Origin of the sequence: Microbispora sp. NBC_01389 (assembly GCF_045040095.1) — a bacterium.
Classification (GTDB): domain Bacteria; phylum Actinomycetota; class Actinomycetes; order Streptosporangiales; family Streptosporangiaceae; genus Microbispora.
Genome location: NZ_CP109552.1, coordinates 3338130 through 3364310, shown reverse-complemented (window position 1 = coordinate 3364310; position 26181 = coordinate 3338130). Strand labels below are relative to the sequence as shown.

Genomic DNA, 26181 nt, shown 5'->3' with positions numbered 1-26181 from the left:
CCACGCCCTGGCGCGGGAGCCGGGTCCAGCCGTTCAGGGGAGGACGACGCCCGGTGCGTCGACGGCCGGGGGCACCAGGGCCCAGATCCGGCCCACGGCCAGCGGCTGCGCGGTGACGAGCTGGCCGTCCTTGGTCGCCTCGTCCAGGACCCGGCCGCCGTACACCTGGCCGGAACCGGGCAGCGGGCGCACGACGACGCTGAAGGCGTCCTTGCCTCCGCGCGGCGTGAGCCTGATCTCCTGGGTGTGGGCGGCGGCCAGCTTGACCTCGACGGGGGCCGGCGCCTCCCCCTTGGCGGGCAGCAGCCGCACCTCCACCGTGGCCGGGGCGAAGGGCGCCGACAGCACCAGCCGCGAGACCTGCTTGCCTCCCGTCGCCTGGGCGTCCGCGACGACGCTGCCGAGATCGATGGAGTCGGCGCCGGCCGTGAAGGCGACGTCCTGCCGGGCGCCGGTTCCGGTGATCTTCAGACCCGCCACGATCGGCACGTCGGACTCCAGCACCAGCGCGGCGGGCTGCCCGCCGATGCCGGTGGACAGGTCGAGTGAGGCCGTCGAGCCGGCCGGGACCTCGATCGTCTCCTTGTTCTTCAGCGCGTAGGAGCCGTCCTCCAGCACCGCCTTGATCCGTACGACCGTGTCGGTCTCCCCGGGTGCGGCGACGTACAGCTCGCGCTTCCCCGCGGTGCCCGGGATGCCGGGGACGACGACCCGGGTGGCGGGGGCGGCGGCGACGGGCAGCCAGTCGGCGCCCCGGCCCTCCCCGAGCACGGCCTTGACGGCGGCGGCCACCCGGCCGCTGCGGGTGCTCACCCGTAACGCCATGATCAGCGGTGACGGCGCGAGGTCGCGCAGCCTGATCACGCGGTGCTCCCCGGGCTTGACGACCGCCCCGTTGCCGCGCTCGCTCAGCACCGGGCCCTCGCCCGAGTAGACCATGAACGTGATGTCGGCCGGGGCGGAGTCGGGGTTGGCGAGATAGAGGGTCATCTCGGCCGCGGCGGGTCCCGGCCCGACGAACCAGGTGTCGGCGCCCGGCTCGACGCAGCGCACCCCGGCGAGGCCCCGCTGGGCGCCGGAGGTCTCCCTGGCGGTCTGCGCGCTCTCCAGCCCGGCGGCCATCGAGCCGGTGGCGTCGACCATGAGAGGACCGCCTCCGGAGGCGATCTCCCGCTGCCACAGCAGACCCGGCCGGTCGATGACGGCGTCTTTCTTCCCCGGGTCCTCGCCTGCCTTCTTGTCCGTGCCCTTCGCGTCCGGGGCGGCGATCGCCGACACGGTGGCGCTCCCGGGTCCACCGGCGCCGGGCGGGGTGACCACGCTCACCCTGCTGCCCGCCGGCGCCGGGCACACGGCCGTCACCGACTCGACGGGCGCTCGGACGGCCTGCGGCCGCACCTGGGTCACCGGGGCGGGCCTGCTGACGAAGGCCACGCCGAAGAGCGCGCCCGACGCGATCAGCACGAGGGCGAGCAGGCCGAAGCGGTTCTCAATCAGTCTTCTCACGCGGGCACCGTTTCTTCCCTGCCCCTGTCGTCGCCGCCCCTGCCTTCGCCGCCTCTGCCGCGGCCCCCGCCTTCCCGGCCCTTGTCGTTCCTGCCCTTGTCGTTCCGGGCCCTGTCATCCCGGCCTCGGCGGCGGCCACGCGGCCCCTCCTCGGCCGGACCGTCGGCGGAGCCGCCGTCGGGATCCGCCGTACGGGCGCCGGGCGAGGCCAGCACGAGGACGAGCACGAGCAGCGCGCCCTGCGCCCACAGCCACCCGCGGTGCAGCGCGCTCGCGGGCGCGGCGGGCGGCGGCACCGTGACCTGGCCCGACATGCGCCACAGGCCACCCGCCTCCGACAGGCTCATCCTGGCCAGGGCGGGCTCGGAGTCGAGCGCCCGTTGCAACGCCGGATCGACCGGGGCGGGCACCGACACGAAGCGGACTCCGGACGACGCGAGCGTCCGCGCGTACTCGCCCCCCCGCCCGGAGGCGAGCCCGGCGACCGCCGCACCGAAACCGGTGCTCGCCTCGCCCGGCGGTTCCAGGTCGGACTCGCCGATCAGCGGCCCCCGGCCGCGCAACAGCGTGTAGCCGATCTCGCCGTCCCTGGAGCGCAGCAGCAGCGTGCCCTCTCCCGGTGCCGACTCGACCGCGGCGAGCAGCGGCACGGGATCGGCCACGTCGTGCCGCAGCGGGCCGTCCGCGCTCCTGGCGACCCACAGCCCGGCGGCGGCCAGCGGCGTGGCGAAGGCGACCACGACGATGAGCATCGCGCCCAGGCGGCGCAGCCCGCGGGCGGCGCGGAACTCGGTGATCCGGTGCGCGGGATGCGCGGCCGCGACCAGCAGGCCGGTCGCCGCGAACGCCAGCGGCACGCCGGGCCATACGGGGACGGCTCCCCCGGCGGCCTCCCCGATCGCTCCGCCCACGTGGACGGTGATCCGGCTGACCACGATCGCCACCAGCAGGCCGAAGAGCATCACGCCCCAGCCGATGGCGACGACCATCTGGTGCCGCCGCAGCAGCAGGGCGGCCAGTGCCACCGCGACCAGGCCGGCCGTCGTCCACACGGGCGGCACCCCCGGGCCGCCGGGACTCAGCATGAGCAGCGACTCCGCGGCGAGCCGGGGGTCGGAGAGCCGGGGGTCGTGCAGGCCGGACTCCAGCAGGATGCGCCCCGGCTCCTGAGCGATCTGGACCAGCCACGGGAACAGCAGGACGACCGGGGTGCCGAGACCGATCGCGATCGACCTCGTGGCTCCCCTGCGGACGCCGCCGAACGACACCGCGGCGAGGCCGCCGAGGATCACCACCAGCACGTACACGAGCGGGACGAACGCCGTGCCCACGGCCAGGAGCAGGCCGAACCCCCAGGCGGCCCGGCTCGACCCGGCCGTCACCCGGATGGCGAGCGCCGCGTAGACCGGCAGCAACACGATCACGATCGCGGTGCCGAGCCGTCCGCCGGCCACCGCGCCCGTCGTCACCGGAAGCAGCGCGTAGGTGGCGGCCAGCCAGACCCGCGCCGGCGTGTAGGGGATCATCCGCTTCGTCGCGGCGTACGCCGAGAACCCGGCCAGCGGCACGCAGCCGAGCAGCAGCACGCCGACGACCAGCCAGGTCTTGCCCAGCGCGAGCGCCGACAGCCCGGCCAGCACGGCGACGTACGGCGGGGCCCAGGTGCCGGAGCCGAGCCCGGCGGCGTGGTGGTCCTCGACGTAGAGCCGCCAGAGGTCGGCCGCGCTCCCGGTGACGGGCACCAGCGCGCCGCCGCCGAGCAGGCCGTCCGGCAGCAGTGTCCGTTCGGCGGCCAGCGTGATCGCGGCGAGGATCAGGCAGAGCACCACTCCGGGGCTGCTCAGCAGGCGCTGGACTCCGCCGGAATCGGTGAGCAGTTCGTCGCCGTCCTCCTCGCCGGTCTCGGCGGCGGCGTGGTGGCGGCCCGCCGAGTCGACCGGGCCCGTCCCGGCCAGGAAGCCCTGCACCATGTCGGCGAGACGGCGCAGCGCGGCGCCGGGCGGGGTGAGCTTGCGCCTGATCGCGGGCCAGCTCTGCTTCCTGCCGTTCCTGCGCGCCTTGCGGGCCCGCAGCAGACGCCACGGACGGCCGAGGACCGAGCCGAGCGCGGCCACTTCGTCCAGGGCGTTGGCCGGCTGTTTGGCCAGCAGGAACAGCAGGGCCCGGAGCGCCGACCCGAAGACGTTGCGCAGTACGGACCGCGCGAACGCGCCGAACGGGAGGTTCGCCATCAGGACGAAAAGGCCGTTGCGCCGGTCGAGCCTGCGCGGGTGCTCCTCACTCGTGGAGATGCGGCGGCGGCGCCGCGCGGACGCCTCGGCGTGCCAGGCCACCGCGTCGCTCACGTTGAGCACGCGATGGCCCGCCGCGCGGGCGCGCCAGCACAGATCGAGGTCGTCGCGGAACAGCGGCAGACCGGTGTCGAGGCCGGACAGCTCGTCCCAGACGTCCCTGCGGATGAGCATGCCCGCCGTGGAGACCGACAGGACGTCGGCGAGCTCGTCGTGCTGGCCCTGGTCGTACTCCCTCGGCTCCAGGCCGGTGTCGCGCCGTCCGGACCTGCTGACGGTCACGCCCATCTCCAGCAGCACCCGCCGGTCGAGCCAGTCGCGCAGCTTGGGGCCGAGGATCGCGGCCTTGGGGTCCTGCTCGGCGGCCCACAGCAGGGCCTGCAGGGCGCCCGCGTCGGGAGCGCAGTCGTCGTGGAGCAGCCAGACCCACTCCTGGCCGGGCGCGGGAGGCAGCCGCCGCAGCACCTCGTGGACGGCCTCGCCGAATCCGGTGGACCTCGGCATGGTCAGCACGTTGTGCGAGCCGAACGCCTCGGTCAGCAGCTTCGCACTGCCGTCACGGCTGCCGTTGTCGACACCGACGACACGGTCGAGAGGCCGGGTCTGGCGCGGCAGCGCCGCCAGCGTCTCCTTGAGCCAGCGGGCGCCGTCGTGAGCGACGACGATCGCGGTCACCGAGTGCACGTCGAGTCCTAAGGGGGTCGTACGGCTGAGCGCCGACCACGATACGGCAACCCGGACTCACCCGATCACATCCAGGCGAAACAGGATGTCAGCACAGACTTCGGGGGCACTCCCCGACGCGGCTCCCCGGACGAACCACCGCACCCGAACCCCGCCGGACATGACGCGGGGCCGCGCGCCGAGCGCACGGCCCCGTTCGCGTCGTCAGACGGCCTGGCGCTTCATCTTGCGTCGCTCGCGCTCGGACAGACCGCCCCAGATGCCGAAACGTTCGTCATGCTGAAGTGCGTACTCAAGGCACTCCGCACGAACCTCGCACGAACGGCACACCTTCTTGGCTTCCCTGGTGGAGCCGCCCTTCTCAGGAAAGAACGCCTCAGGATCGGTCTGCGCGCACAGGGCGCGTTCCTGCCACCCAAGATCTTCACCATCGAGCGCCTGTGCCATGACCAGCTCGGTCACTGCACACCTCCCTGTCGCTCGCCCGCCCACATGAGGCCCCCCATAAAAACGCCTGCCCCATACCCACCGTCGGGAAGGCGTAACAACATGTCTGTAATTACACGCGCGTGGCGCGTGTGGCGTCAAGCGGCATAACGATACCCGGGGAAAGACCTGCTTGCCCCGGTTCGTATGCCCCGTTGTTCGGTCCTGTCAGCGTTCGGAACCATACCAAGGGAGGTTGGGGTCGGTTCCGCGGCCTGCCTGATCGGGGGCGGAACCTTCCTCATACTTTGCCTGCGACCTGTCCGGGGTGTAGATCGCCGTCGGATCGATGGGCTCCTCCCGCCGCAGCGGGTCGGTGAGCGGGTCGCCGCGGTAGCCGGAGGGGTCGAAGCGCAGGGTCTGCTCGCCGGGTCCCGGCGGCGGGGCCTGGAACGGCGCGGGCTCGGAGCTCTGGGGGTGGCCGAGCGGGTTGTCGTAGTACTCGGGCAGGTCCTGCGGACCGGTGGGGTGGTCCGGCAGGACGATCTTCTGGTAGCTCTGCGCCTGCTGGTAGGCCTGCGCGAGCTGCTGTTCCCTCGGGTCGGCCGGGCTCTCGTACGCGGGGGGAGCGTCGTAGCCCGGGCCGCCCGCCGCGGGCTCTGAGCCGGGGTATCCGGAGTGACCGTACGGCTGCTCCTGCTCGTAGGGCCTGCCCTCGGCGCCGGCCGGGGGGAAGCCGGGCACTTCGGGCGGGTTGGGGAAGCGGCCGTAGCCGCCGTTCTCGCTCTGCTGGCCGGCGTAGCCGTACTGGTCGAACACCGGGCCCTGCGGCGGAGCGGGATACTCGGAACGCTGGTGGGCGGGAAGGGCCTCCGGCTGCCTGCCGTAGGCGCCGCTGTCGCCCTGACCGCCGTACGAGCCACTGTCGCCCTGCCGGCCATAGGCGCCGTTGTCACCCTGGCCGGCGTGCGAGCCGCCCTCGGGCTGGTGACCATAGGAAGCGCCGGCGGGCTGCTGGCCGTAGGAAGCAGTGGCGGGCTGACCATAGGCACCGTTGTCGCCCTGCTGTCCATAGCCGCCGTTGTCACTGTGCCGGCCGTAGGAGCCGCCCTCGGGCTGCTGTCCGTAGGAGGCACCGGAGAGCTGCTGACCGTAGGAGGCATGGCCCGGCTGCTGACCATAGGGGGCGGCCTCCGGCTGCCCGCCGTACCGTCCGCTCTCCGGCTGCCCCGCGTGCTGACCACCCGAGGCCGGCTCCTGCTGGTAGCCGGGCGCGCCGTAGTCGGAGTAGTGCGCGCCGGTCTGGACATCCTGCATCGACGACCGGCCCTGCTGCTCAGCCTGCCACGGCTGCTGCCCCTGTGCCTGTCCCGGTGCCTGTCCCGGTGCCTGCTCCTGTGCCTGGGGGTGGCCTGGCGTGCCGGGCTGCCCGAACAGCGGAGGCTGCGGGGCGGTGGAGGCGGGGGTGTAGCCCCCCTGCGGCTCGTAGGCGTCACCCTGCCCGGGAGCCGCGCCGCCGTACGGCTCACGCGGCTGGTCCTGGCCGTAGACGTCCTGGGGCCGCTCCTGTCCGAAGGCACCCTGGCCGCGTTCCTGGGAGTAGGACGCGTGCGACCGGTCCTGCGGAGCGTAGGCCTCCTGGCCGTGCTGCTGCTCGGCGGCCATCGCGGGCTGGGGATATGCGGAAGCACCCTGGGCCTGACCCTGCTGCGCCTGACCCTGCTGCGCCGGCGCCTGCTGGGCGTGCTGGGCCTGCTGCGACTGCGGATCGCCGTACGCCGGTGCCTGGACGGGACCGGCGCCCGGCGCGGACATCCCGGCGGGCTGACCCGCGTGCTGGGCGGCGTGCTCACCGAAGGGGGGCTGACCGGTGTGGTGGAGGTTCTGCGAGCCGTTCTGCCGGCCCTGGTCGGGCTCGCCGTGGAAGTCGTGGCTGACGGGTTGCCGGCTCTGCCCCTCGTGGCCCGGCCCATTGAGGACCGCGCCGTTCGGAACCGCGCCGTTCGGAGCCATGCCGTTCGGAGCCATGCCGTTCGGAGCCATGCCGTTCGGAACCATGCCGTTCGGAACCATGCCGTTGGCGACCGGGACGCCCTGTGACGGACTCTGCGGCTGGCTCTGCGGCTGGCTCTGCTGCTGGCCGTAGGAGGATGGGCGGCCCTGGGCGTCGCCGTACCCCTGTGGCAGTGCCGGGACGTTCGGCCGGGACGGATAGGCGTCGTCGCGCCGGCCGAAGAAGTCACCCGCGGGCCGCTGCCCGGACTGGAGCGCGGCGGCCGTGCTCATCGCGAACAGCGCCCCGAAGACGGCGAGAGCGAGCATCGGCAGGCCGGTGATCAGGGACTCGAAGCGGTCGCGGAAGCTCGGCAGGTCGCCCACGAGGACGCCCAGCACGCCGATCACGCCGAAGACGGCGCCGAGGCCGAGCGACCCGGCCGCACCCAGCGCCACCAGGCGGGCCCGGGGCGTCGGGGCGCCCGCCTTGGCCACGAGCAGCACCGCGCCGGCCGCGAGCGCGGTCGAGAGGGGGGATGCGAGAGTGTGCAGGCTCGCGGCCGCGCGTAGGCCGAACGTGCCGCCGAGCGCGGAGGAGCCGATGAGTAACCGTGCGATGCCCACAAGAACGCTTGTGATCACCACCGCGAGCATCGTCCACGCGGCCGGCTCTCTGAGCCGGTCGGTATCGACCTTCAGCACGGCTACCCCCAACGGTCCAGATGGCCCTCGGGGAAGTTTCGCACATGCCGGACTTAAGTGTCGGCAGTCCCAAGAACCTCACAGGCCCGACACACCCTACATTTCCCTGGTTAACGCGTTAGGCGGGGTGGGTGGGCGGCCCGCCCGCCGCCCGGTGGAAGACTTGGCGGCATGCGCATCGTGTCCCTCGCCGGAGGTATCGGCGGCGCCCGCTTCCTCCGAGGTCTCAAGGCCGCGGCGCCCGATTCGGAGATCACCGTCATCGGCAACACCGGCGACGACATCACTCTTTTCGGGCTACGGGTGTGTCCCGATCTCGACACCGTCATGTACACGCTGGGCGGCGGCATCAACGAGGAGCAGGGCTGGGGCCGGGACGGCGAAACGTTCACGGTCAAGGAGGAGCTCGCCGCGTACGGCATGGAGCCGCAGTGGTTCGGCCTCGGCGACCGCGACTTCGCCACCCACATCATCCGCACCCAGATGCTCGCCGCCGGATATCCCCTCTCCCAGGTGACCGAGGCGCTGTGCGACCGCTGGCGGCCCGGGGTGCGGCTGCTGCCCATGTCGGACGACCGCACCGAGACCCATGTCGTCGTCGCCGACGACGCGGGCCGGCGGGCCGTCCACTTCCAGGAGTGGTGGGTGCGGCTGCGCGCGTCCGTGCCGGCCGAGCAGATCGTGCTCGTCGGCGCCGACGAGGCCCGCCCGGCCCCCGGCGTGCTCGACGCGATCCGCGACGCCGACCTCGTGATCCTCCCGCCGTCCAACCCGGTCGTCAGCATCGGCACGATCCTGCAGATCCCGGGCATCCGGACGGCGCTGGAGGACAAGACGGTCGTCGGCGTCTCCCCCATCATCGGCGGCGCTCCGGTGCGCGGCATGGCCGACGCCTGCCTGACGGCGATCGGCGTCGAGACGAGCGCCCAGGCCGTCCTCGAACTGTACGGACCGGCTCTGGTCGACGGCTGGCTCGTCGCGGAGGAGGACAAGGGCGTGGCGCTCGACGGCGTGACGGTGGAGGCGCGTCCGCTGCTGATGAGCGACCCCGGTGCGACGAGGGACCTCGCCGCCGCGGCCCTCGCCCTGGCCGAGTCCCTGCGGTGACGTCCCTCCGGTGATCCCCTTCCACGACGCATCGAGGCAGTCCATGACCCACATCACCGTAATCGGCGTCACCGGCGTGCCCGAGGTCGCGCCCGGCGACGACATCGCGCTGCTCGTGGCCGAGGCCGCGCCGGTCCTGGAGGACGGCGACATCCTGGTCGTGACCTCCAAGATCGTGAGCAAGGCCGAGGGCCGGATCCGCCACAGCGACGCCGGCGAGGCACGAGACGGCGGCGGAGCGCCACCGCACCCACACCCGCAGCTGCAGCCGCACGCACCAGACGCGACGGCGGCCGGACGCGGAGCGCCCCCGCGCGACAGCCGTACGGCCGCGATCAAGGAGGAGACACAGCGCGTGGTCGCGCGGCGCGGTGACACGGTGATCGCGCAGACGCGGCACGGCTTCGTCATGGCCGCGGCCGGCGTGGACGCCTCCAACACCGCCCCCGGCACCGTGCTGCTGCTCCCCGAGGACCCGGACGCGTCGGCGAGCCGGATCCGTCGCGGGCTGCGCGAGCGGCTCGGCGTACGGGTCGGGGTGGTCGTCTCCGACACGTTCGGCCGGCCCTGGCGGCACGGCCTCACCGACGTCGCCATCGGCGCGTCCGGCGTACGGCCCCTGGAGGACCTGCGCGGCGGAGCCGACGCCTACGGCAACCCGCTCAACGCCACGGTGGTCGCGCTGGCCGACGAGATCGCGGCGGCGGGCGACCTCGCGAAGGGCAAGCTGTCCGGCGTGCCGGTCGCGGTCGTGCGCGGGCTGGCCGGCCTGGTGACCGAGGAGGACGGGCCTGGCGGACGGGCGCTGGTCCGGCCCGCCGACGAGGACATGTTCCGCTACGGCTCGGCCGACGTCGTCTTCGCCCGCCGCACGATCCGCGAGTTCTCCGGCCGGGAGGTCGACCCGGCGGCGGTGCGGCGGGCCGTGGCCGCCGCGATCGCCGCGCCCGCCCCGCACCACACCACCCCGTGGCGGTTCGTGCTGCTGGAGACCCCGCGGGCGCGTACGGAACTGCTCGACGCGATGCGGGACGCCTGGATCGCCGACCTGCGCTCCGACGGCTTCTCCGAGGAGTCGATCACCCGCCGGATCCGGCGGGGAGACGTGCTGAGAAACGCGCCCTACCTGGCGGTGCCGTGCCTGGTGATGGACGGCTCGCACACCTACCGGGACGAACGCAGGAATGCCGCCGAGCGGGAGATGTTCGTGGTGGCCACCGGCGCCGGCGTGCAGAACTTCCTCGTCCAGCTCGCCGTGCAGGGGCTTGGCTCGGCGTGGGTGTCGTCCACGATGTTCTGCCGCGAGGTGGTCCGCAAGGTGCTCGACCTGCCCCAGAACTGGGACCCCATGGGCGCCGTGGCCGTCGGCCATCCCGCCGCGCCGCCGAAGGACCGGCCGCCGCGCGACCCGGCCGACTTCTACGTCACCAGGTGACTTGGCGTATACAGCGGGTCCGATCACGACCGCCGCCGGGCCCGTCCGCGTCACCCCTGTGGGAGCCCGAGCTCCAACTCGATCCAGTAGACGCCGGTCATGAGCGGGCTGAAATCGGCGACGACCTCCTCCGCGTAGTCGCCGCCGTCGAGGAGCTTCACCCTGAGAGGACGGCCCTCGTAGTCGGCCGCGATCCGGTAGCGGCCGATGGGTATGTCCTCCAGGCCCGAGCCGTCCCCGTTCCGGGTCGCCCGTCGCACGATCCGGGGGCCCTCGGAGCCGTCGATCAGCGGGCCCTCCGGAGTGAGGGTGAGCCGCACCTTCTCGTCCTCCAGGAAGGCGCCCGCGTTGATCTGGTCGTTCAGGTCCAGGCGGAACAGCACCTTGCTTCCGTAGAAGCCGAGATCGTCGGGCTTCTTTCCCGTGAGCCTCCAGGTGAAGTTCCGGATCGCGCCGCTCGGCCCGGCGAAGGGCGCGTCGTCGTCGGGTGCCAGGCTCAGGGTGTACTCCCGGCCGTTGTACGGCCTGACCACCGTCGCCGACGCGTGGAAGGTCGCCCTGGCGTCGGTGCCGACGCGGTAGAGGCCGTCGCCACCGGTCCGCGCGACCGCGTTGCTGTTGTAGAGCAGCTGGTTGTCGGCGACGATCTCGGCCCCCTCGATGGGCCTGCCCTGCGCGTCGACCACCCGCCCCTTCAGCACGCCGGGTTCGACCTCTCCGAGTTCCCCGCCCCGCCCGGGCCGTTCCCCGCGCATCGAACCGCTCACCTGGCCTTCCTCCACGATCCCGCATCCGCTCAGAGCCGCCGTCAGCAGGACGCCGAGCGCCACTCGTCTCTCCATGCCGACGGAGAATAAGATCATGATCTTGCAGTCGGCTTGGAAGCGACGTGCGGCGCGGCGGGCCGGGCTAGCCGATCGGCTACCGCCCGGTCTGGGGCGTCTCGAGGAACCGGACACGGCGGACCGACTGGCACACCCCGTCGCTGCGCCGGGCCGCCTCGGCCCGCTCCTCGCTCGGCCGGCCGTACGACGTGGTGCGCTGGCGCAGTGGACGGCCGGTCGGCGCGACCATGGCCGCGATCTCGCTGATCGTCTTGTAGGACCCGTTCTCCGAGCCGGCCATCCTGCTGATCGTCTCCTCCATGAGCGTGCCGCCGAGGTCGTTCACGCCGCCGGCGAGCACGTCCCGGCACAGGTCGTCGCGCAGCTTCACCCAGGAGCACTGGATGTTGCGGATCGCACCGTGCAGCATGATCCGCGCCAGCGCGTGGACGGCCCGGTTCTCCCGCGCGGTCGGCCCCGGCCGGGCGATCCCGGCCAGGTAGATCGGGGCGCTGTGGTGGACGAACGGCAGCGGCACGAACTCGCTGAACCCGCCCGTCTCCTCCTGGATCGACCGGATCAACCGGATGTGGCGCACCCAGTGCTCATGGGTGTCCACGTGGCCGTACATCATGGTCGAGGTCGTCGGGATGCCGACCCGGTGGGCGGTCGTGATGACCTCGACCCACTCCCGGGTGGGCAGCTTGCCCTTCGTCAGCACCCACCGGACGTCGTCGTCGAGGATCTCGGCCGCCGTGCCGGGCAGCGAGTCGACCCCCGCCTCCCGCGCGGCGTGCAGCCACTCCTCGACGGACAGGTTCGCCCGGCTCGCGCCGTTGACGACCTCCATCGGCGAGAACGCGTGCACGTGGATCTCGGGACAGCGTTCCTTGACGGCGCGGGCGATGTCGAAGTAGGCCGTGCCCGGCAGGTCGGGGTGGATGCCGCCCTGCATGCACACCTCCGTCGCCCCGGCGTCCCACGCCTCCCGCGCCCGGTCGGCCACCTCGCCCAGCGACAGCGTGTACGCGTCGGCGTCGGTGCGCCGCTGGGCGAACGCGCAGAACCGGCAGCCGGTGTAGCAGACGTTGGTGAAGTTGATGTTCCGGTTGACGACGTAGGTCACGTCGTCGCCCACCGCCTCGCGGCGCAGCCCGTCCGCGATCCGGCACAGCTCGTCCAGGCCCGCGTCGTCGGCGCCCGCGCCCGTCTGGTCTCCGGCGAGGCCGAGCAGCGCCGCCGCCTGCTCGTCGGTCAGCCGCGCTGGGTCCGTCTCCGCCCGCCGCAGCGCCTCCCGCACGCCGCCGTCCACCCTGCCGTCCACGCCGCCGTCCACCCTGCCGTACGGGTGACCGCTGGATGAGCCATCGGTCGTGTGCCCGCCTCCGGGCAGGCGCTCACGCAGCGCGTCCCAGTCGCCGTACACGATGTCGAAGTCGTCGCGGCGGTCGCTCGCGCGGCCCTCGGCGTCGACGGCGGTGTGCAGGTCGGCGCGTCCGCCGGTGACGAGACCCCCCAGGCCGCCGTCGGGCTCCTGCCAGGGACGGCCGCGCGGCACGGCGCCCTCCCGGGCGAGCCCGGTGGCGGGGTCGGCCAGCGCCGCGACGTGCCCGGCGAGCCGGGGATCGAGCCAGGGCTCCCCGGCGAGCACATACTCCGGATAGATCGTCAGGCGCTCGCGCAGCGTGAACCCGGCGGCGGCGGTCCGGTCGGCGAGGTCGTCGATCTGCGGCCACGGCCGCTCGGGGTTGACGTGGTCGGGGGTCAGCGGGGAGACGCCGCCCCAGTCGTCGATGCCCGCCCGCAGCATGAGGGCGTACTCCTCGCCGATCAGGTTGGGCGGCGCCTGCACGCGGACCTTCGGCCCGAGCACCAGCCGCGTCACCGCGATCGTCGCGGCCAGTTCGTGCAGGTCGGCGTCGGGCATGCCGCGCATGGCCGTGTCGGGCTTGGCGCGGAAGTTCTGGACGATGACCTCCTGGACGCCGCCGTACTCCCGCGCCACCCGGCGGATCGCGAAGACCGACTCGGCCCGCTCCTCGATCGTCTCGCCGATGCCGATCAGCAGGCCCGTCGTGAACGGCACGCTGGAGCGGCCGGCGTCCTCCAGCACGCGCAGCCGTACGGCGGGGTCCTTGTCCGGGGAGCCGTGGTGGGCCTCGCCCTTCTCGGTGAACAGCCGCCGCGAGGTGGTCTCCAGCATCATGCCCATCGACGGCGCGACCGGCTTGAGCCGCTGGAGATCCCGCCAGGTCAGCACGCCGGGGTTCAGGTGCGGCAGCAGCCCGGTCTCCTCCAGCACCCGGATCGCCATCGCCCGGACGTACGACAGGGTGTCGTCGTACCCGTGCGCGTCGAGCCACTCGCGCGCCTGGTGCCACCGGTCCTCGGGGCGGTCGCCCAGCGTGAACAGGGCTTCCTTGCAGCCCGTCGCCGCGCCCTGGCGGGCGATCTCCAGCACCTCGTCCGGCGACAGGAAGGCGGCCGGCAGCCGGTGGGGGGCGGTGGCGAACGTGCAGTAGCCGCACCTGTCCCGGCACAGCCGCGTCAGCGGGATGAAGACCTTGCGGCTGTAGGTGACGACGCCGGGCCGCCCGGCCGCCTCCAGGCCCGCGTCCCGGACCCGCGAGGCGTACGCGAGCAGCGCGTCCAGGTCGGCGCCGCGAGCGCGCAGCAGGACCGCCGTCTCGGCGAGATCGAGCGTCTTGCCGTCCCGGGCCCGCGCGAGCGCCCGGCGTGTCCCGCCGCCGGAGGCCGGGCCGGCGTACGAGCCGGCGGTGGCCGGACCGGTGGATGCCGAGGTCGAAGGGGTGCCGTCGGGGTCCGGAGGTCGCTGCGCCGTCATAGCCCGCAGCCTATGAGCCCTGCGTACGGACGGCGCGGCCGCCTCCGGACCAACTCTTGGACCACGGACGGCGCGGCCGTGCCGGGTGGTGGGGTATCAGCCGGTCGTGTACTTCCGATCAGTAGCGCGACTGGTCATCGTGACGCTCGTCCTGAATACGCCGGGACCACCGACGGCCCAGGCGTTCGCGGCACCGGACCCCCGGCCCATTCCGGTGACCGACCACGCCGGCCACGCCGGCCACGCCGACCGTCCGGGCCACGGCGGGCATGGCGGGCATGGCCGTCCCGCCGGAGACACCGCGCGGGCGCGGCGAGCCAGGGAGGCGGGGCACGCCCGAGGGACTGGGCAGGCACGGGAGGTGCGGCAGGCGGGGCGTGGGCGCGGTGGTCGGGGCGGCGGGCAGGGCGGCGGGCAGGGAGGCGGGCAGGGAGGCCGGCAGGGCGGCGAGCGCGGCGGCGCCTGGCAGGTCACGAGCGGCGTGCGATCGGCTAGCGCGCCGCAGATCGGCAGCCCCGTCCGGCAGGTGTCCACGGGCAGGCGCAACGTGAACGCTCCCGGCGGCAACAGCGGCGCCGCCGTCACCGGCCTGCAGCAGGTGGCGGGCGACAGCGTCTTCTTCAACACCCTGAACGGCGGATGCCTGCCGGCGGTGGTCCACTGCGGGATCAACCAGACCCTGCGTTCCGGTCCGGCGGGCGGCGCCGCGCGGGGCGCTCAGAAGGAGCGGTAGTCGCGGGCGGCCATGCGGGGACCGCGGGCCGGCGGCCTGACCCCGCTGAGCTCGATCAGCTTGACCACCCGGTGGCGGTGGCCGCGGAACGGCTCCAGCAGTTCGAGCATGCCGTTGTCGTCGGTCTTCCGGCCGGTCAGGGCGTAGCCGACGAGGCCGGGCAGGTGGAAGTCGCCCACGCTCGGCGCGTCCGGGTCGCCGTGCGCGCGCTGGCGCACCTCGGCGGAGGTCCACACGCCGATCCCCGGCAGCGCCCGCAGCAACCGGTCCGCCTCCGCCGAGCCTTCGATCCCCGTCACGCTATCCACGTCGGCCACGACCTGTGCCGCGCCCGGTGGGCCCGCTGAGATCGATGCCGCGTCAGGTGGCCGCGCCGGGTCCGGCGGATCCGGCAGATCCGCCGAGCCGGCCGCGCCTGTCGTGCGCTCCAGTTTCGCCGCGTGGCGTGCGGCGTTGACGATCGTCCTGGCCCGTACGGCCTCCGCCCCGGCCCGGTGCCAGTCCCACGACGGGACCACGCGCCACACGTCCGGCGACGGGACGACGTACATGCCCTCGGGAGCCGGGCCGGGGGCGGGCTCGCCGTACCGGCGCAGCAGGAACCGCCAGGCCCGCCACGCCTCCCTGCCGACCACCTTCTGCTCCAGCACGGCGGGCGCGAGCGCCTCGAAGACCCGCAGGCTGCGCCCGATCCGCAACCCGCCGGCGCGTCCGGCCAGATCGGCGACGAACGCGGCGGCGCGGACCTGCCGCGAATCCCCGGAACGGGCGAGCCGCGCGAGCAACGCGGCGAAACCGGCCACGTCGTCGTCGGCGCCCAGCAGGCAGGGAAGCATCTCCAGGAGCCACCCGGCCCCCGGGCCCCACGCCTGTCCGAGGATCTCGCCGTCACTGCTCCCCGTCACGCGCAGGGTGCCGGGGCCTTCGGGGGTGCGCGAGGTGCGCCAGAACGCGCCGTCCGGCGTACGGCGCCAGGCCGGGTCGCCTCCCCCGCGCCGGTGCGGCGACAGCGTCAGCGCCACGTCGACCGGCGCGGCCGGGCGCCACCGCCGCTCCCGCGCCTGCGCCCCCGGGCCGCGACCGGCATGAACCCCGCCCAAAGGAGCCACACCGGAAGGAGCGGTGCCCGCCGCGACGGGCACGCCGCCGGGCGCGGATGATCTGGGCATTCGGCTCGCCTCCACCCGCCCAGTCTGCCGCTCCCCCCGATGACGGGTGGGCGCGGGACCGGTGTCACACGTCGCTGGAGAAGCGGACGGCGCACTCGGGCAGGGTGACCCCGGGCCACACGCGCATGCCGGCCGTGAGCTCGTTGCCGGGGCCGATGGACGCGCTGTCACCGACCACGACCTGGCGCAGCACGGCGCCGGAGGCGACGCGGGCGCCCACGCCGACGACCGAGTCCACCACGGTCGCGCCGGACGCGACGTGGCAGTCCTCGGAGAGCACGCTGCCGCGCACGCTGGCGCCCGCCTCGACGGTGGCCCGGGGGCCGACGACCGTGCCGCCGGTGACCTTGGCCTCGGGCGACACGACGGCCCCGTCCAGCAGGAGCCGCTCACCGGCCGGGCCGGGCAGGGCGGGCGAGCCGAGCTTGCCCAGCACAAGATCGGCCGAGCCCTGCACGAACGCCGCGGGCGTGCCCACGTCGAGCCAGTACGACGCGTCGGCGAAGCCCAGCACCGGCTCACCGGCCGCGATCAGGCCGGGGAAGGTCTCCCGCTCCACCGAGACCACCTGGCCCTCGGGGATCGTGTCGATGACCGAGCGCCGGAACACGTAACAGCCGGCGTTGATCCGGTTCGTCACCGGATTGGGCGTCTTCTCCAGGAAGGCGGTGACCCGGCCGTCATCATCGGTCGGCACGCAGCCGAACCTCGACGGGTCGTCCACCTCCGTGAGATGCAGGGTCACCGCGGCGTCGCGGGAGACGTGCAGGTCCACCTGCGCGGCGATGTCGTGGCCCGACAGGATGTCGCCGTTCAGCACGAGCACCGGCGCATCGGGCGGGCAGGTCAGGGCTTGTGCGGCGTTGCGGATCGCGCCGCCGGTGCCGAGCGGAGTGTCCTCGGTCACATACACGATCTCCAGGCCGAGCCCCGCGCCGTCGCCGAACGCCTCGGCGAACATCGAGGCCCGGTAGGACGTCGCGAAGACCACCCGGCGCACCCCGTACGCCCGCGCCTTGGCCAGCTGGTGCGCGAGGAAGGGCACCCCCGCCGTCGGCAGCAGCGGCTTCGGCGTGCTGAGTGTCAGTGGCCGGAGACGCGTGCCCTGGCCGCCCACGAGAAGGATCGCCTCAAGACCGTCCGGCGACCGCACAGAACTGTCCCTCACAGCCGCGAGAGTAGCCTAGACAGAACCTTCGTATGGCGTCCCGCCACAGACCAGTGTCCGGTATTTCCTGGCAGGCGCGCTATCTCCGTCCTCGAACTCTCAAACCGGACGGCACGCAGGGCCACAAACGGACGACCGAAAACGAACCAACCATAATTCACTTTTTGTCGGCCGTATCCTCGGCCGCATCCCGGAGGCTGGAGTTCCGGCACGCTTTTTCTCTCACTCGCGGCGGCTTGGCGGCGTATCCGATCGGACATACAGCCCTAAGCGGGTTCCCGATCCATTGTCAGTCGCGCAGACATCAGCGCATCGCTGCTGGTCATGACGGGAAACGACGAAGCTGCGCAAATCCCTCACACCCGTACTGGGGTAGCAATCAGCACAATGCGGTGTGACATACCACTTAACCGGCACATTACATGTGTCGGCGCGGCCAAAGTATTCACGGGCGCCGCTAACCCTCGACGGCGCGTTGGTAGGCGACGAGGTGGGCCTCGGCGGAGTGCTGCCAGGTGAACTCGCGCGAGCGGGTGACCCCTGCCGCGGCCAGGGACTCGCGCCGTTCCGGCGACTCCAGCAGGGCCCGCAGCGCCCGCGCGATGCTGTCGGCGTCGGGCTCGGTGTAGACCACGGCGTCGCCGCCCACCTCCGGCAGCGAGGCGCGGTGGGTGGTCAGCACGGGCGCCCCGCAGGCCATCGCCTCCAGCACCGGCAGCCCGAACCCCTCGCACCGCGAGGGCGAGGCGACCGCGAGCGCCCCGCCGAGGAAGCCCGGCAGGTCGGCGAAGGGCAGGTAGCCGGGGCGCACGACCTTCACCCGGGGCGGCAGCGCCGCCACCGCGGCGTCGACCTCCTCGTCCCAGGCCGGGCCGCCCGCCAGCACAAGCGCGGGCGGGTCCGACAGGTGGGCGACCGCCCGGCCGAAGCCGGTCACCAGGTTCGGCACGTTCTTGCGCGGCTCCAGCGCGCCCAGATAGGCGACGTACGACCGGCCGTGCAGGCCGATGCGGCCCGCCACCCGGCGCACGTCCTCGGGCGCCGGCGGGTGGAACAGCGCGGAGTCGACCCCGTGATAGGCGACGTCCACCCGGGTCGGGTCGGCGGCGAGCACCCGCACCAGCTCGTCCCGGGTGGCCTTGGACGGCACGATCACCCGGTTGGCGTGGCGGACGGCCGTACGGGTGGCCGACCGGAAGAACGAGGCCCTGACGGGGTCGTGCAGGTCGGGGTCGGTGAACGAGGTGGCGTCGTGGACGGTGACCACCGTGGGCAGGCCGCAGCCCAGCGGGATGGAGTAGTAGGGGGCGTGGATCACCTGGGCCCCGGCCTGCCGGGCGAGGACGGGCAGGCCCGTCTGCTCCCAGGCGAGCCGCTTGTCGCGGTTAGTGATCGCGGGCGGCCCGGAGAGGATCCGGGCCGTGGGGGCCAGCGCCGCGTACCGCTCGGCGTCCGCGCGCTGGCATACCAGGGCGAGATCGGCGCCCGTCTCGTGCAGGGCCGCGACCAGGCCATCGACATACCTGATGAGGGCGCCGCGGTCGGCGGGAACGGCGGCGGCGTCGACGAGCACTCGGGGTGTCAAGTGAATCGCTCCCCTCACTGGGCCCGCTCCGGCGGAGCTCCCCCCGTCCTCGCGGTCCCGCTGTTCCGGCAGGTGGTCCGGCAGGGACCTGGGGCCCCCGCCACACACGGACGCCTGCCCAGCATCCCTCCCTTGTCACTCTATTTCCGGCGTCCCCCGAAACGTGAGGGTTATCACATGGGGGTTGTCTCCCAGGATGCGCAATGCGCGGTCAATCCACGGAATCAGGCCCGGATGACGGGTTCCTCCCGCGTACGGGTGGTCCGTCGGGCGGCGAGCCCGGCGACTCCGGCGCACACGAGGTCGCCGAGGGACACGATCAGCCGGGAGCACAGCGCGGCGGCCCAGGCGCCGGGCTGGTCGAGCACGGGCGCGAGCGCCGCGATAATCGCGGCCTCGCGCACACCAACGCCGGCCGGCGCCACGATGAAGACGAACCCCAGGCACCAGGCGAGCGCGAACGCGCCGACGCTCAGGATCATCGCCGAGGGCCCACCGGCCCCGAGGCCGTGCACGATCAGCGCCAGGTGCACGCCGTACGCGGCCCAGCCGGCCAGAGCCCAGCCGCACGCGACGAGCAGGCCGCGGCGGGTGAGGGGCCGTTCGAGCGGCTCCCTGCGCAGTTTGCGCAGTCCGAAGGCGATGATCCGGTTGACCACGGCGGGATGCAGGGCGGCGACGAGCACGGGCACGAGCAGCAGGAGCCAGGCATATCGGGCGACGGACTGCCCGGCGAGCACCGGCAGCGTGACAGCGGACACCAGCAGGCCGGTGCCCAGATAGACCGGATAGGTGAGGAAGAAGGCGGCCGCGCTCCGGGAGCGGGGCACGCCGTGGTCGCGGCCCATCTCCATCTGCGCGATCATCGGCCACACCGACCCGGGGATGTACTTGCCGAGCTGGCCCACGAAGAAGATCTTCGCCGCGTCGGTGAACACGAGCGGCGAGCCGAGGTCGGCGAGCAGCGCCCGCCACATCAGCATCCCCGCGAGCAGCGCGCCGAGCACCGCCGCCAGCGAGCCGGCGAGCTCCGCCCACGACAGCCGGGCGAAACCGTCCGCCACGTCGCTCCACTTGCCCGCGACGGCCCAGATCCCGAAGCCGAGGGCGACCAGCAGGAACAGCGTGCGTACAAGCTTGCGGCGGTTCATCGCGACGTGCGCACCGGCTCCGGCGGCTGCGGCAGGGCCGCGCCGAGCGGACGGCGAGGCGTCTTGGTGGCCACCCACAGATAGGTGGGCACGACCGGCAGCAGCGCCCGCAGCGCCGGGCGCGGGGTGCGCTCCAGCGTGGCCCTGGTGACCCGGCCCACGGCGCCGGCGAACAACTCGCCCCCCGCGAACCGCTCGGGCGCGGCCAGCACCGGGAACGTGTAGTCCCACACGTGGAAGTCCGCGAGCATCCGCCGCAGGCCGGGGCGGGTGCGGAAGCGCTCGTAGTAGTGGTCGGCCCGGCCGGACGCGCGCACGTAACGGTCGGCCGCGGCGGGCGGCAGGTAGGACAGGAAGGGCAGCTTGTAGTGCGGCTCCATCACCCCGAGCCGGTTGCCCAGCCCCAGGTAGAGCACGCCGTCGTCGGACAGCACCCGGTGCATGTCGGCGATCACGGCGTCGGGGTCCACGACGTGCTCGTAGATGTGGTTGAAGACCAGCACGTCGACCGACCCGTCCGGCAGCGGCAGCCGGGAGCCGTCCGCGCAGACGAACCCGACCCGGGCCCCGAAGCGGTCGGCCGCCCTGCGCAGGCCGGGGACGTCGATGTCGAGCCCGAGCGTGCGGCGCGCGCCCGCGGCGGCCAGTTCGTCGGCGATGAACCCGGCCGAGCACCCCACGTCGCCGACGGTCAGCCCGGACAGCGCCTCGTCGGGCTTGCCGGCGTCCCTGCCCAGGAAGTGCGCGAGCACCGCGATGATTTTGGCGGCCTTGCGGCGGCGCTTCTCCTCGTCGAGCATCGCGGCCTGGAGCTCGGAGTATTCCAGTTGGGCCGCGCGTTCCCCGCTCACCGGTCGATCACCCTCGCGTCCTGACGGTCGTCCACGCGGCCCAACACTACCCGTGCCCGCCCCACCCCCGGCGCCGATCAACCGACCCTGTGGGCAACCGCGCGCCGGACCTACCGGCAGGTAGCGTCAGGCCGTACCCTGTGCCCGTGCCGCGCCTGCCAAAGGGCCTGCCGAACCGCCTGCTGAACGGCCTGCCGAACCGCCTGCGCTCCGGCCCGCTGCCGCGCGTGCTGCTCGCCCTCGCCGCCCTCGCCTTCCTGGCGTACGGCCTCGCCCGGAACGGGACGGAGACCTGGGCCGCCCTGGAGCGGCTGTCGTGGTGGTCGCTCGGGGTCTCGTTCCTGGCCGTGCTCGCCGGGCTGGCGTTCATGCTGGTCGCCTGGCGCGACATCCTCGCCGGGCTCGGCTCCCCGCTGCCGCTGCGCGTGGCCGCGCGGGTGCTGTTCGTCGGCCAGCTCGGGAAGTACATCCCCGGCGCGGTCTGGGCGTTCGCCGCGATGATGGAGCTCGCCCGCCAGCACGGGGCGCCGCCCAGGCGGACGTTCGGCGCCACCGCCCTCGGGCTGGTGACCTCGCTGGGCTGCGCGCTCGCCCTCACGGCGGCGACGCTGTCGGGGCAGATCGCGCGCGAGGCGTGGTGGCTGCTCGCGCTGGTCCCGCTCATCCTCGTCGGCCTCCACCCGCGCGTGCTGGCCTGGGGTCTCAACCTGGCCCTCCGCGTCGCCCGCCGGGACCCACTCGACCGGGTGCCGAGCGGGGCGGACATGACCAGGGCCGCCGCCTGGACGATGGCGGGCTGGCTCGTGTACGGCGTGCACCTGTGGGCGCTGGTCGGCGGCCTGCGGCCTGGCGGGGTGTCCCTCTACGCGATCGCGGCCGGGGCGTACGCGCTGGCCTGGTCCACCGGCATCCTCACGGTCGTGGTCCCGGCCGGGATCGGCGTGCGGGAGGGCGCGATGGTCGTGGCCCTCGCCCCGCTGCTCGACACGCCCAGCGCCCTGGTGGTCGCCGTGGTGTCCCGGGTGATGTTCACCCTCGCCGACGTCACCTGGGCCGGCCTCGGCTTCCTCCTCGCCCGCGGCGTCCGCGCCGAAGCACCGGGCGACCTCGCCCCCCGGCCCCGCTGAACCGCTCAGGCCGGCGGGGCGGTGGCGAGCAGGGTGTCCAGGTAGGCGGCCCAGTGCGGCCCGGGATCGACGGGCGCGACGCCCGCCCGCAGCCGTTCCGGGGTCCCGGGCTCGTAGAACCTCTTGATCGCCTCGGCCAGCGCCCCGGCCGAGCCCGGCTCCACGAGCAGGCCGTCCACGCCGTCGCGCACGTTGTCGGGCAGCACCCCGACCCGGGTGGCGATCACCGGCACTCCGTGCTCGTGCCCGAGCCAGACGTTCTGGCTGGCCGTCGCCGAACGGTAGGGCAGCACCAGCGCGTCGGCCTCGGCGAACAGCCCCGGCACGTCGCCGGCCGCGACGTACCCCGGCCGCAGGCCGACCCGGCCGGCCAGGCCGAGACGGCCGATCAGGGCGCGCGTCTCCTCCAGCCCGCCCCAGAACTCCCCCGCGACGGTCAGCCGTACGTCCGGCACCTGCGCGAGCGCCTCCAGCAGCAGGTCGAGCCCCTTGTACGGCCGGACGATGCCGAAGAAGAGCAGCCTGCCGTACGGCTCGCGGCCCTCGACGGCCCGGGCGCCGCGCGCGGGCAGGTGCGGCGCGAGCGCGGCCACCCGCACCGGCGCCGCGCCGAGCCCGCGGGCGAGTTCCGCCTGCTGCTCCGAATGCGCGAGCACGCCGTCCACCCGGCGCAGCAGCACCTTCATCAACGGCCGGTCGTACGGCTTGGTCTCGTGCGGCAGCACGTTGTGACACAGCCCGACGACCCGGGCCCGGCGGCGCAGGCCGTACAGGATCCCCAGGTAGGAAGGCACCTGGACCGGGCTGAGCACGGCGAGCACGACGAGGTCGGCCCCGCGCAGCCGCCGCCCGCAGGCGACCCAGCCGTCCGGCCTGCGCCAGTCGAGGTCACGGCGGGTGCCGGGGTACGGCTCGCCCTCCGGGCTGTCGATCGTCTGCTGCCCGGGATACAGGAACGACGGATACTGCGCCCGCCACGACTCGATGACGACGTCGTGCCCGGCCGCCCGCAGCCGGTGGGCCAGTTCTGTGGTGTGCTGCGCCCCGCCGCCCTTGTACGGATACGTCGGGCCGACGATCGCGATCCTCACGAATCGCCTCTGGATCGCACGATCAGGTCGGCGAGCAGCGCCACCGCCCCGATCAGCATGCCGGACAGGAAGGTCACGACGGTGTTGCTGGTGAGGTAGAAGGCCAGGTGGCTGATCATGTCGTACACGCCTTTGACCAGGCCGATGCCGACCAGCCAGAGCGCGGGCGGCATGAGCACCTTGAGCGGGTTGAAGTACATGACCATCCGCAGCACCTGCAGGATGTAGCGGTAGGCGTCGGAGACGAAGTTGAACTTCGACTTCCCCGCCCGCTTCGCGTACTCGATGGGCAGGTAGTAGACGTCGTGCTGGTTCGACATGAACGCCAGCGTGATCGTCGTGACGCAGGAGAAGCCGGGGGGCAGCAGCCGCAGGTACGGCCTCGCCACAGACCTGCGGAAGGCCCGCAGCCCGGAGTTGAGGTCGGGGATCTTCTGCCCGGCCAGCCGCTCGGCGACCTTGCGGATGAACCACTTCGCGGGCACCCGCAGGAGCTTGTGCGAGCCCTCCTCGGTGGTCCGCGCGCCCACGACCTGGTCGATCGTCGGGTCCTTCTCCAGGATCTGGACCAGCTCGGGGATGCGCTCGTTCGGGTAGCTCATGTCGGCGTCGGTCCACACGACGATCTCGCCGCGCGCCTCCTGGCTGCCGATCCGCCGTACGGTGCCCGACCCGCCGTTGCGGTGGAACGCCCTGATCCGCATGTTCGGGAAGCGCGGCGCGGCCTCCTGCAGGCGCGCGAGCGTCTCGTCCGTGGAGCAGTCGTCCACCGCCAGCAGTTCGTACGTGTAACCGCTGGCGTCCATCGCCGCGGAGATGCGCTCGACCTCGTCGACGACGTGGTCCTGCTCGTTGTAACAGGGCAGGACGATCGTGACGTACGGTGTCTGTGCGGGAGTCACGGCGCTTCCAGAGGTCTCGGGCGTGGTCACGTCCGGCAAGGGTACTCTCCCCCGCCAAGTGCCGGTCTCACTTCGCGGGCGCCGCCCTCACAGCCGATTCCCCTTCGTGGTCGCGTCGACCGCTCCCACCACGAGCACCCCGTCCGCGCCGCGCAGTGCCCGCTTGACCTCACGCGGCACCGGCATCAACGGCGCGCTGCCGGATCTGTCGGTCTATCCGGTGGGAACGGTCATCCAGACGTCGATGCTCAGCGACCAAGTGCCGTTGGGCGCGTCTGCCAGCGACCGCTCGTCCTGCCGGGTGTGCAGGCTCATCACCCGGCTCGCCGGGCCGTACGGCATGAGCTGTTCGGGCTCGGCCGCGAGCAGCACGGGCACGCGGCCGGTACGCCGGACGGCTCCCGCCAGGCGCAGTACGTCGGCGGGGCGCGGCACGTCGGCGCCCTTGGGATAGACGACCCGGGCCGTCGGCAGTCCGCACTCACCCCGCACGACCTGTGTGAGGCGGTCGCCGGTGACCCGTTCCACGATCAGCACCGAGGCGTCCTTCGGCAGCGCACCGCACAGGCCCGCCACCGCCGCGGCCTCGCCCCGGTTGACCGGCGTGAACGCCGTGCCGATCGAGGTGATCGCGGGAGGCACGACCAGCAGCAGCGCTCCCGCCCCGGCGGCCGCACGCGAGCGCCACGGCCGACCGGCGAACCAGGCGAGCCACCCGAACGGCCCGGCGGACTCTTCCCCGGCGGCGCGGGCCGCGAGCCGCTCCCGCAGCCGTCCGGAGAGCCAGCGGAGCCCCCAGACGGCCAGCAGCACCAGCCCGGGGATGACGACCGGCACCAGCCTGCGGGAGGCGAAGGGATGGTCGGGCGTGATCGCGGGACGCCAGAGCGTCGTCACCGTCGTCCATCCGATCACGGCGAGGGGCAGCAGCCAGGCGAACTCGCGCCCCCTGAGCAGGCGGTGGGCGAGCACCGCCACCGCGACGGTCGCGAGCACGACGACGGGAACGCCGACGTACCAGAACAGCCAGTTCAGCGAGTGCTCGTAGTACAGCCGTGTGCCGTCGGGCGTCAGGCCGTTGGCGATCTGCGTCTTCTCGACGAACTCCGAGGTGAGCCGGTCTTCGGGCGTGACCGCGACGCGCCGCACGGTCTGCACCCAGGGCCGTACGGCGAAGCCCGCCATGACCAGTACGACGAAGGCCGCCGCGGCCTTGGGCAGCCACCGGGCACGAGGGACGGACGACCGCGTACGCGACGCGAGCCACGGAGCGAGAGCGGCGCCGGCGGCCGTGAGGACCACGACGACGACGCAGATCGCCAGGAGGGGCGTGAGCGAACCGGACAGATAGGCGAGGTAGGGCCGGGCGAGGACGTAGCCATCGGTGAAGCCCCACGTCGCGCCGACGGCCAGGCCCACCAGGAGGGGCACGCCGAGCCGGCCTTCCGCCCTCCGGTTCCCGGTGATCCTGGCGAGCGCGATCAGCACCCCGGCGAGGATCAGGACGGGCAGCACGTCACGCAGGCCGTCGATGCGGACCAGCAGCGCCAGCCCGAACGACAGCCCCGCGAGCGCGGCGGGCACGAAGCCCGGATTCAGCCGTTTCGCGAGCGTGGCCGGCTCCTGGTCCACTGGACCCGACTCTGTGCCCGGCCCGGGTCCCGGGTCCTGCTCCGAGCGGGACGGCGTGGCCCGGAGCCGGGTCCGCGCGTCGAGCAGCAGGTTCATCCCGCCGAACAGCAGGATCAGGGACGGGATCTCGCTGAAGGTGGTCCGGGACGCGTAGAGGACCGGCAGGCTGACCGCGAAGATTAGTGCGGCCAGGGGCGCCGAGCGCGGGCCCGCGAGCCGCGCCGCGGTCCCCGCGACAGTGAGCACCGCGAGCACGCCCAGCACGGGCGGCACGAGCAGCAGGCCGGGCACGCCCCCCAGCCAGTGGCCGATCGCGTGGATCATGGGCGGCCCGGCCATGAACTGGGGGACGATCCCGCCGTCGACCAGGTAGAAGCCCATGCTGTCGAAGCGCAGGGCGGGATCTGCGCCGCCGAAGTCGCCCACCGGGATCGGCAGCGACCCGTGCCGGGCCAGCCAGACGGCGTACTGCGCGTACGTCGCCGGGTCGCGCCGGACGATCAACTGCTCGCCGTGGAGGAGCCCGTTGAGGACCCCCGACCCGAGCGCCACGGCGAGGACGGCCGCCGTCGCCCATCGCTGCGTCACCGCGGCCCCGGGCAGGCGACGCAGGCCGTACGCGCACAGCAGGACGGCAGCCCCGCCGCCGAGCAGCGTCATCGGCAGCGGCCGGAACCAGCCGAGCAGCAGCAGCGGCAGCCCGGCGAGCAGCCATCCGCTCAGCGCGAGGGCGGGCACGACGGAGACGGCCGCGAGCACCCTGCCCATTGGTGTGCCCACCGCCCCGTCGGCCGCCTCGCCCGCCGCCCCGTTCGAGGGGCCGCCGGTCGGCAGCCGCGTACGCCCACGACTGTTCGCTGGAATGCAGCCGAGACTATCGGTCGCCCCCGGCCCACGCCCTCCCCCGGCCGTTCCCCACCCCACGCGTCGCCGTCGTCCACAGACGCACAGCGGCTC

General features: G+C 73.5%; 18 protein-coding genes. 4 read left to right on the top strand and 14 right to left on the bottom strand.

The window, feature by feature from the left end; genetic code table 11:
- Positions 1-33: 33 nt before the first annotated feature.
- The 4 genes from OG344_RS15290 to OG344_RS15275 all read right to left on the bottom strand — a co-directional run bounded on the left by OG344_RS15290 (position 34) and on the right by OG344_RS15275 (position 7604).
- Complete coding sequence (locus OG344_RS15290) at positions 34-1506, bottom strand: DUF5719 family protein (protein WP_405088786.1); 1473 nt, start codon at positions 1504-1506, stop codon at positions 34-36.
- Positions 1503-4481 carry a glycosyltransferase gene (locus OG344_RS15285; protein ID WP_405088785.1) on the bottom strand — a complete coding sequence of 993 codons (2979 nt, stop codon included), beginning with the start codon at positions 4479-4481 and terminating at the stop codon, positions 1503-1505. The genes OG344_RS15290 and OG344_RS15285 overlap by 4 nt, the downstream gene beginning before the upstream one ends.
- A gap of 204 nt (positions 4482-4685) precedes the next feature.
- Positions 4686-4928: a WhiB family transcriptional regulator gene (locus OG344_RS15280; RefSeq protein WP_405089098.1), complete on the bottom strand. Its 243-nt coding sequence runs from the start codon at positions 4926-4928 to the stop codon at positions 4686-4688.
- Between the two features lie 207 nt (positions 4929-5135).
- The gene (locus tag OG344_RS15275) at positions 5136-7604 is read right to left on the bottom strand and encodes a hypothetical protein (protein ID WP_405088784.1); all 2469 of its coding nucleotides are present in this window, start codon (positions 7602-7604) and stop codon (positions 5136-5138) included.
- A 171-nt stretch (positions 7605-7775) separates the two neighbouring features.
- Between OG344_RS15275 and cofD the strand changes: the two genes are divergently transcribed.
- A complete protein-coding gene (gene cofD, locus OG344_RS15270) occupies positions 7776-8711 on the top strand; it encodes a 2-phospho-L-lactate transferase (protein WP_405088783.1) in 936 nt (311 codons plus the stop codon).
- Between the two features lie 43 nt (positions 8712-8754).
- On the top strand, positions 8755-10146 hold the full coding sequence (locus OG344_RS15265) for a coenzyme F420-0:L-glutamate ligase (RefSeq protein WP_405088782.1): 1392 nt from the start codon (positions 8755-8757) through the stop codon (positions 10144-10146).
- A 50-nt stretch (positions 10147-10196) separates the two neighbouring features.
- Here OG344_RS15265 and OG344_RS15260 read toward each other — a convergent pair whose 3' ends face one another.
- Both OG344_RS15260 and OG344_RS15255 read right to left on the bottom strand, forming a co-directional pair.
- Positions 10197-10988 (bottom strand): carboxypeptidase-like regulatory domain-containing protein, encoded by a 792-nt coding sequence (locus OG344_RS15260; RefSeq protein WP_405088781.1) that lies wholly within the window; start codon positions 10986-10988, stop codon positions 10197-10199.
- Between the two features lie 79 nt (positions 10989-11067).
- A complete protein-coding gene (locus OG344_RS15255) occupies positions 11068-13815 on the bottom strand; it encodes a bifunctional FO biosynthesis protein CofGH (protein ID WP_405088780.1) in 2748 nt (915 codons plus the stop codon).
- A gap of 139 nt (positions 13816-13954) precedes the next feature.
- Here OG344_RS15255 and OG344_RS15250 point away from each other — a divergent pair, with 139 nt between their 5' ends.
- Positions 13955-14548: a hypothetical protein gene (locus OG344_RS15250; protein WP_405088779.1), complete on the top strand. Its 594-nt coding sequence runs from the start codon at positions 13955-13957 to the stop codon at positions 14546-14548.
- On the opposite strand, the gene OG344_RS15245 is transcribed toward OG344_RS15250, so the two are convergent.
- The 5 genes from OG344_RS15245 to OG344_RS15225 form a co-directional block, all read right to left on the bottom strand.
- The gene (locus tag OG344_RS15245) at positions 14533-15717 is read right to left on the bottom strand and encodes a DNA-3-methyladenine glycosylase family protein (protein WP_405088778.1); all 1185 of its coding nucleotides are present in this window, start codon (positions 15715-15717) and stop codon (positions 14533-14535) included. The genes OG344_RS15250 and OG344_RS15245 overlap by 16 nt on opposite strands.
- A gap of 64 nt (positions 15718-15781) precedes the next feature.
- Positions 15782-16885 (bottom strand): sugar phosphate nucleotidyltransferase, encoded by a 1104-nt coding sequence (locus tag OG344_RS15240; protein WP_405088777.1) that lies wholly within the window; start codon positions 16883-16885, stop codon positions 15782-15784.
- 457 nt (positions 16886-17342) lie between these two features.
- Positions 17343-18470, bottom strand: a complete 1128-nt coding sequence (locus OG344_RS15235) for a glycosyltransferase family 4 protein (protein WP_405088776.1) — start codon at positions 18468-18470, stop codon at positions 17343-17345.
- Positions 18471-18694: 224 nt separating this feature from the next.
- Positions 18695-19621 (bottom strand): lysylphosphatidylglycerol synthase domain-containing protein, encoded by a 927-nt coding sequence (locus tag OG344_RS15230; RefSeq protein ID WP_405088775.1) that lies wholly within the window; start codon positions 19619-19621, stop codon positions 18695-18697.
- A complete protein-coding gene (locus OG344_RS15225; RefSeq protein ID WP_405088774.1) occupies positions 19618-20472 on the bottom strand; it encodes a methyltransferase domain-containing protein in 855 nt (284 codons plus the stop codon). Before OG344_RS15225 ends, OG344_RS15230 begins: the two co-directional genes overlap by 4 nt.
- Positions 20473-20618: 146 nt before the next feature.
- Here OG344_RS15225 and OG344_RS15220 point away from each other — a divergent pair, with 146 nt between their 5' ends.
- Positions 20619-21599, top strand: coding sequence for a lysylphosphatidylglycerol synthase domain-containing protein (locus tag OG344_RS15220; RefSeq protein WP_405088773.1), 981 nt, complete (start codon positions 20619-20621; stop codon positions 21597-21599).
- A 5-nt stretch (positions 21600-21604) separates the two neighbouring features.
- Here OG344_RS15220 and OG344_RS15215 read toward each other — a convergent pair whose 3' ends face one another.
- The 3 genes from OG344_RS15215 to OG344_RS15205 all read right to left on the bottom strand — a co-directional run bounded on the left by OG344_RS15215 (position 21605) and on the right by OG344_RS15205 (position 25992).
- Positions 21605-22690, bottom strand: a complete 1086-nt coding sequence (locus OG344_RS15215) for a glycosyltransferase family 4 protein (protein WP_405088772.1) — start codon at positions 22688-22690, stop codon at positions 21605-21607.
- A complete protein-coding gene (locus OG344_RS15210) occupies positions 22687-23622 on the bottom strand; it encodes a glycosyltransferase family 2 protein (RefSeq protein ID WP_405088771.1) in 936 nt (311 codons plus the stop codon). The genes OG344_RS15215 and OG344_RS15210 overlap by 4 nt, the downstream gene beginning before the upstream one ends.
- A gap of 183 nt (positions 23623-23805) precedes the next feature.
- Entirely contained in the window at positions 23806-25992 is a 2187-nt protein-coding gene (locus OG344_RS15205) for a hypothetical protein (protein WP_405088770.1), read from the bottom strand.
- Positions 25993-26181 lie beyond the last annotated feature (189 nt).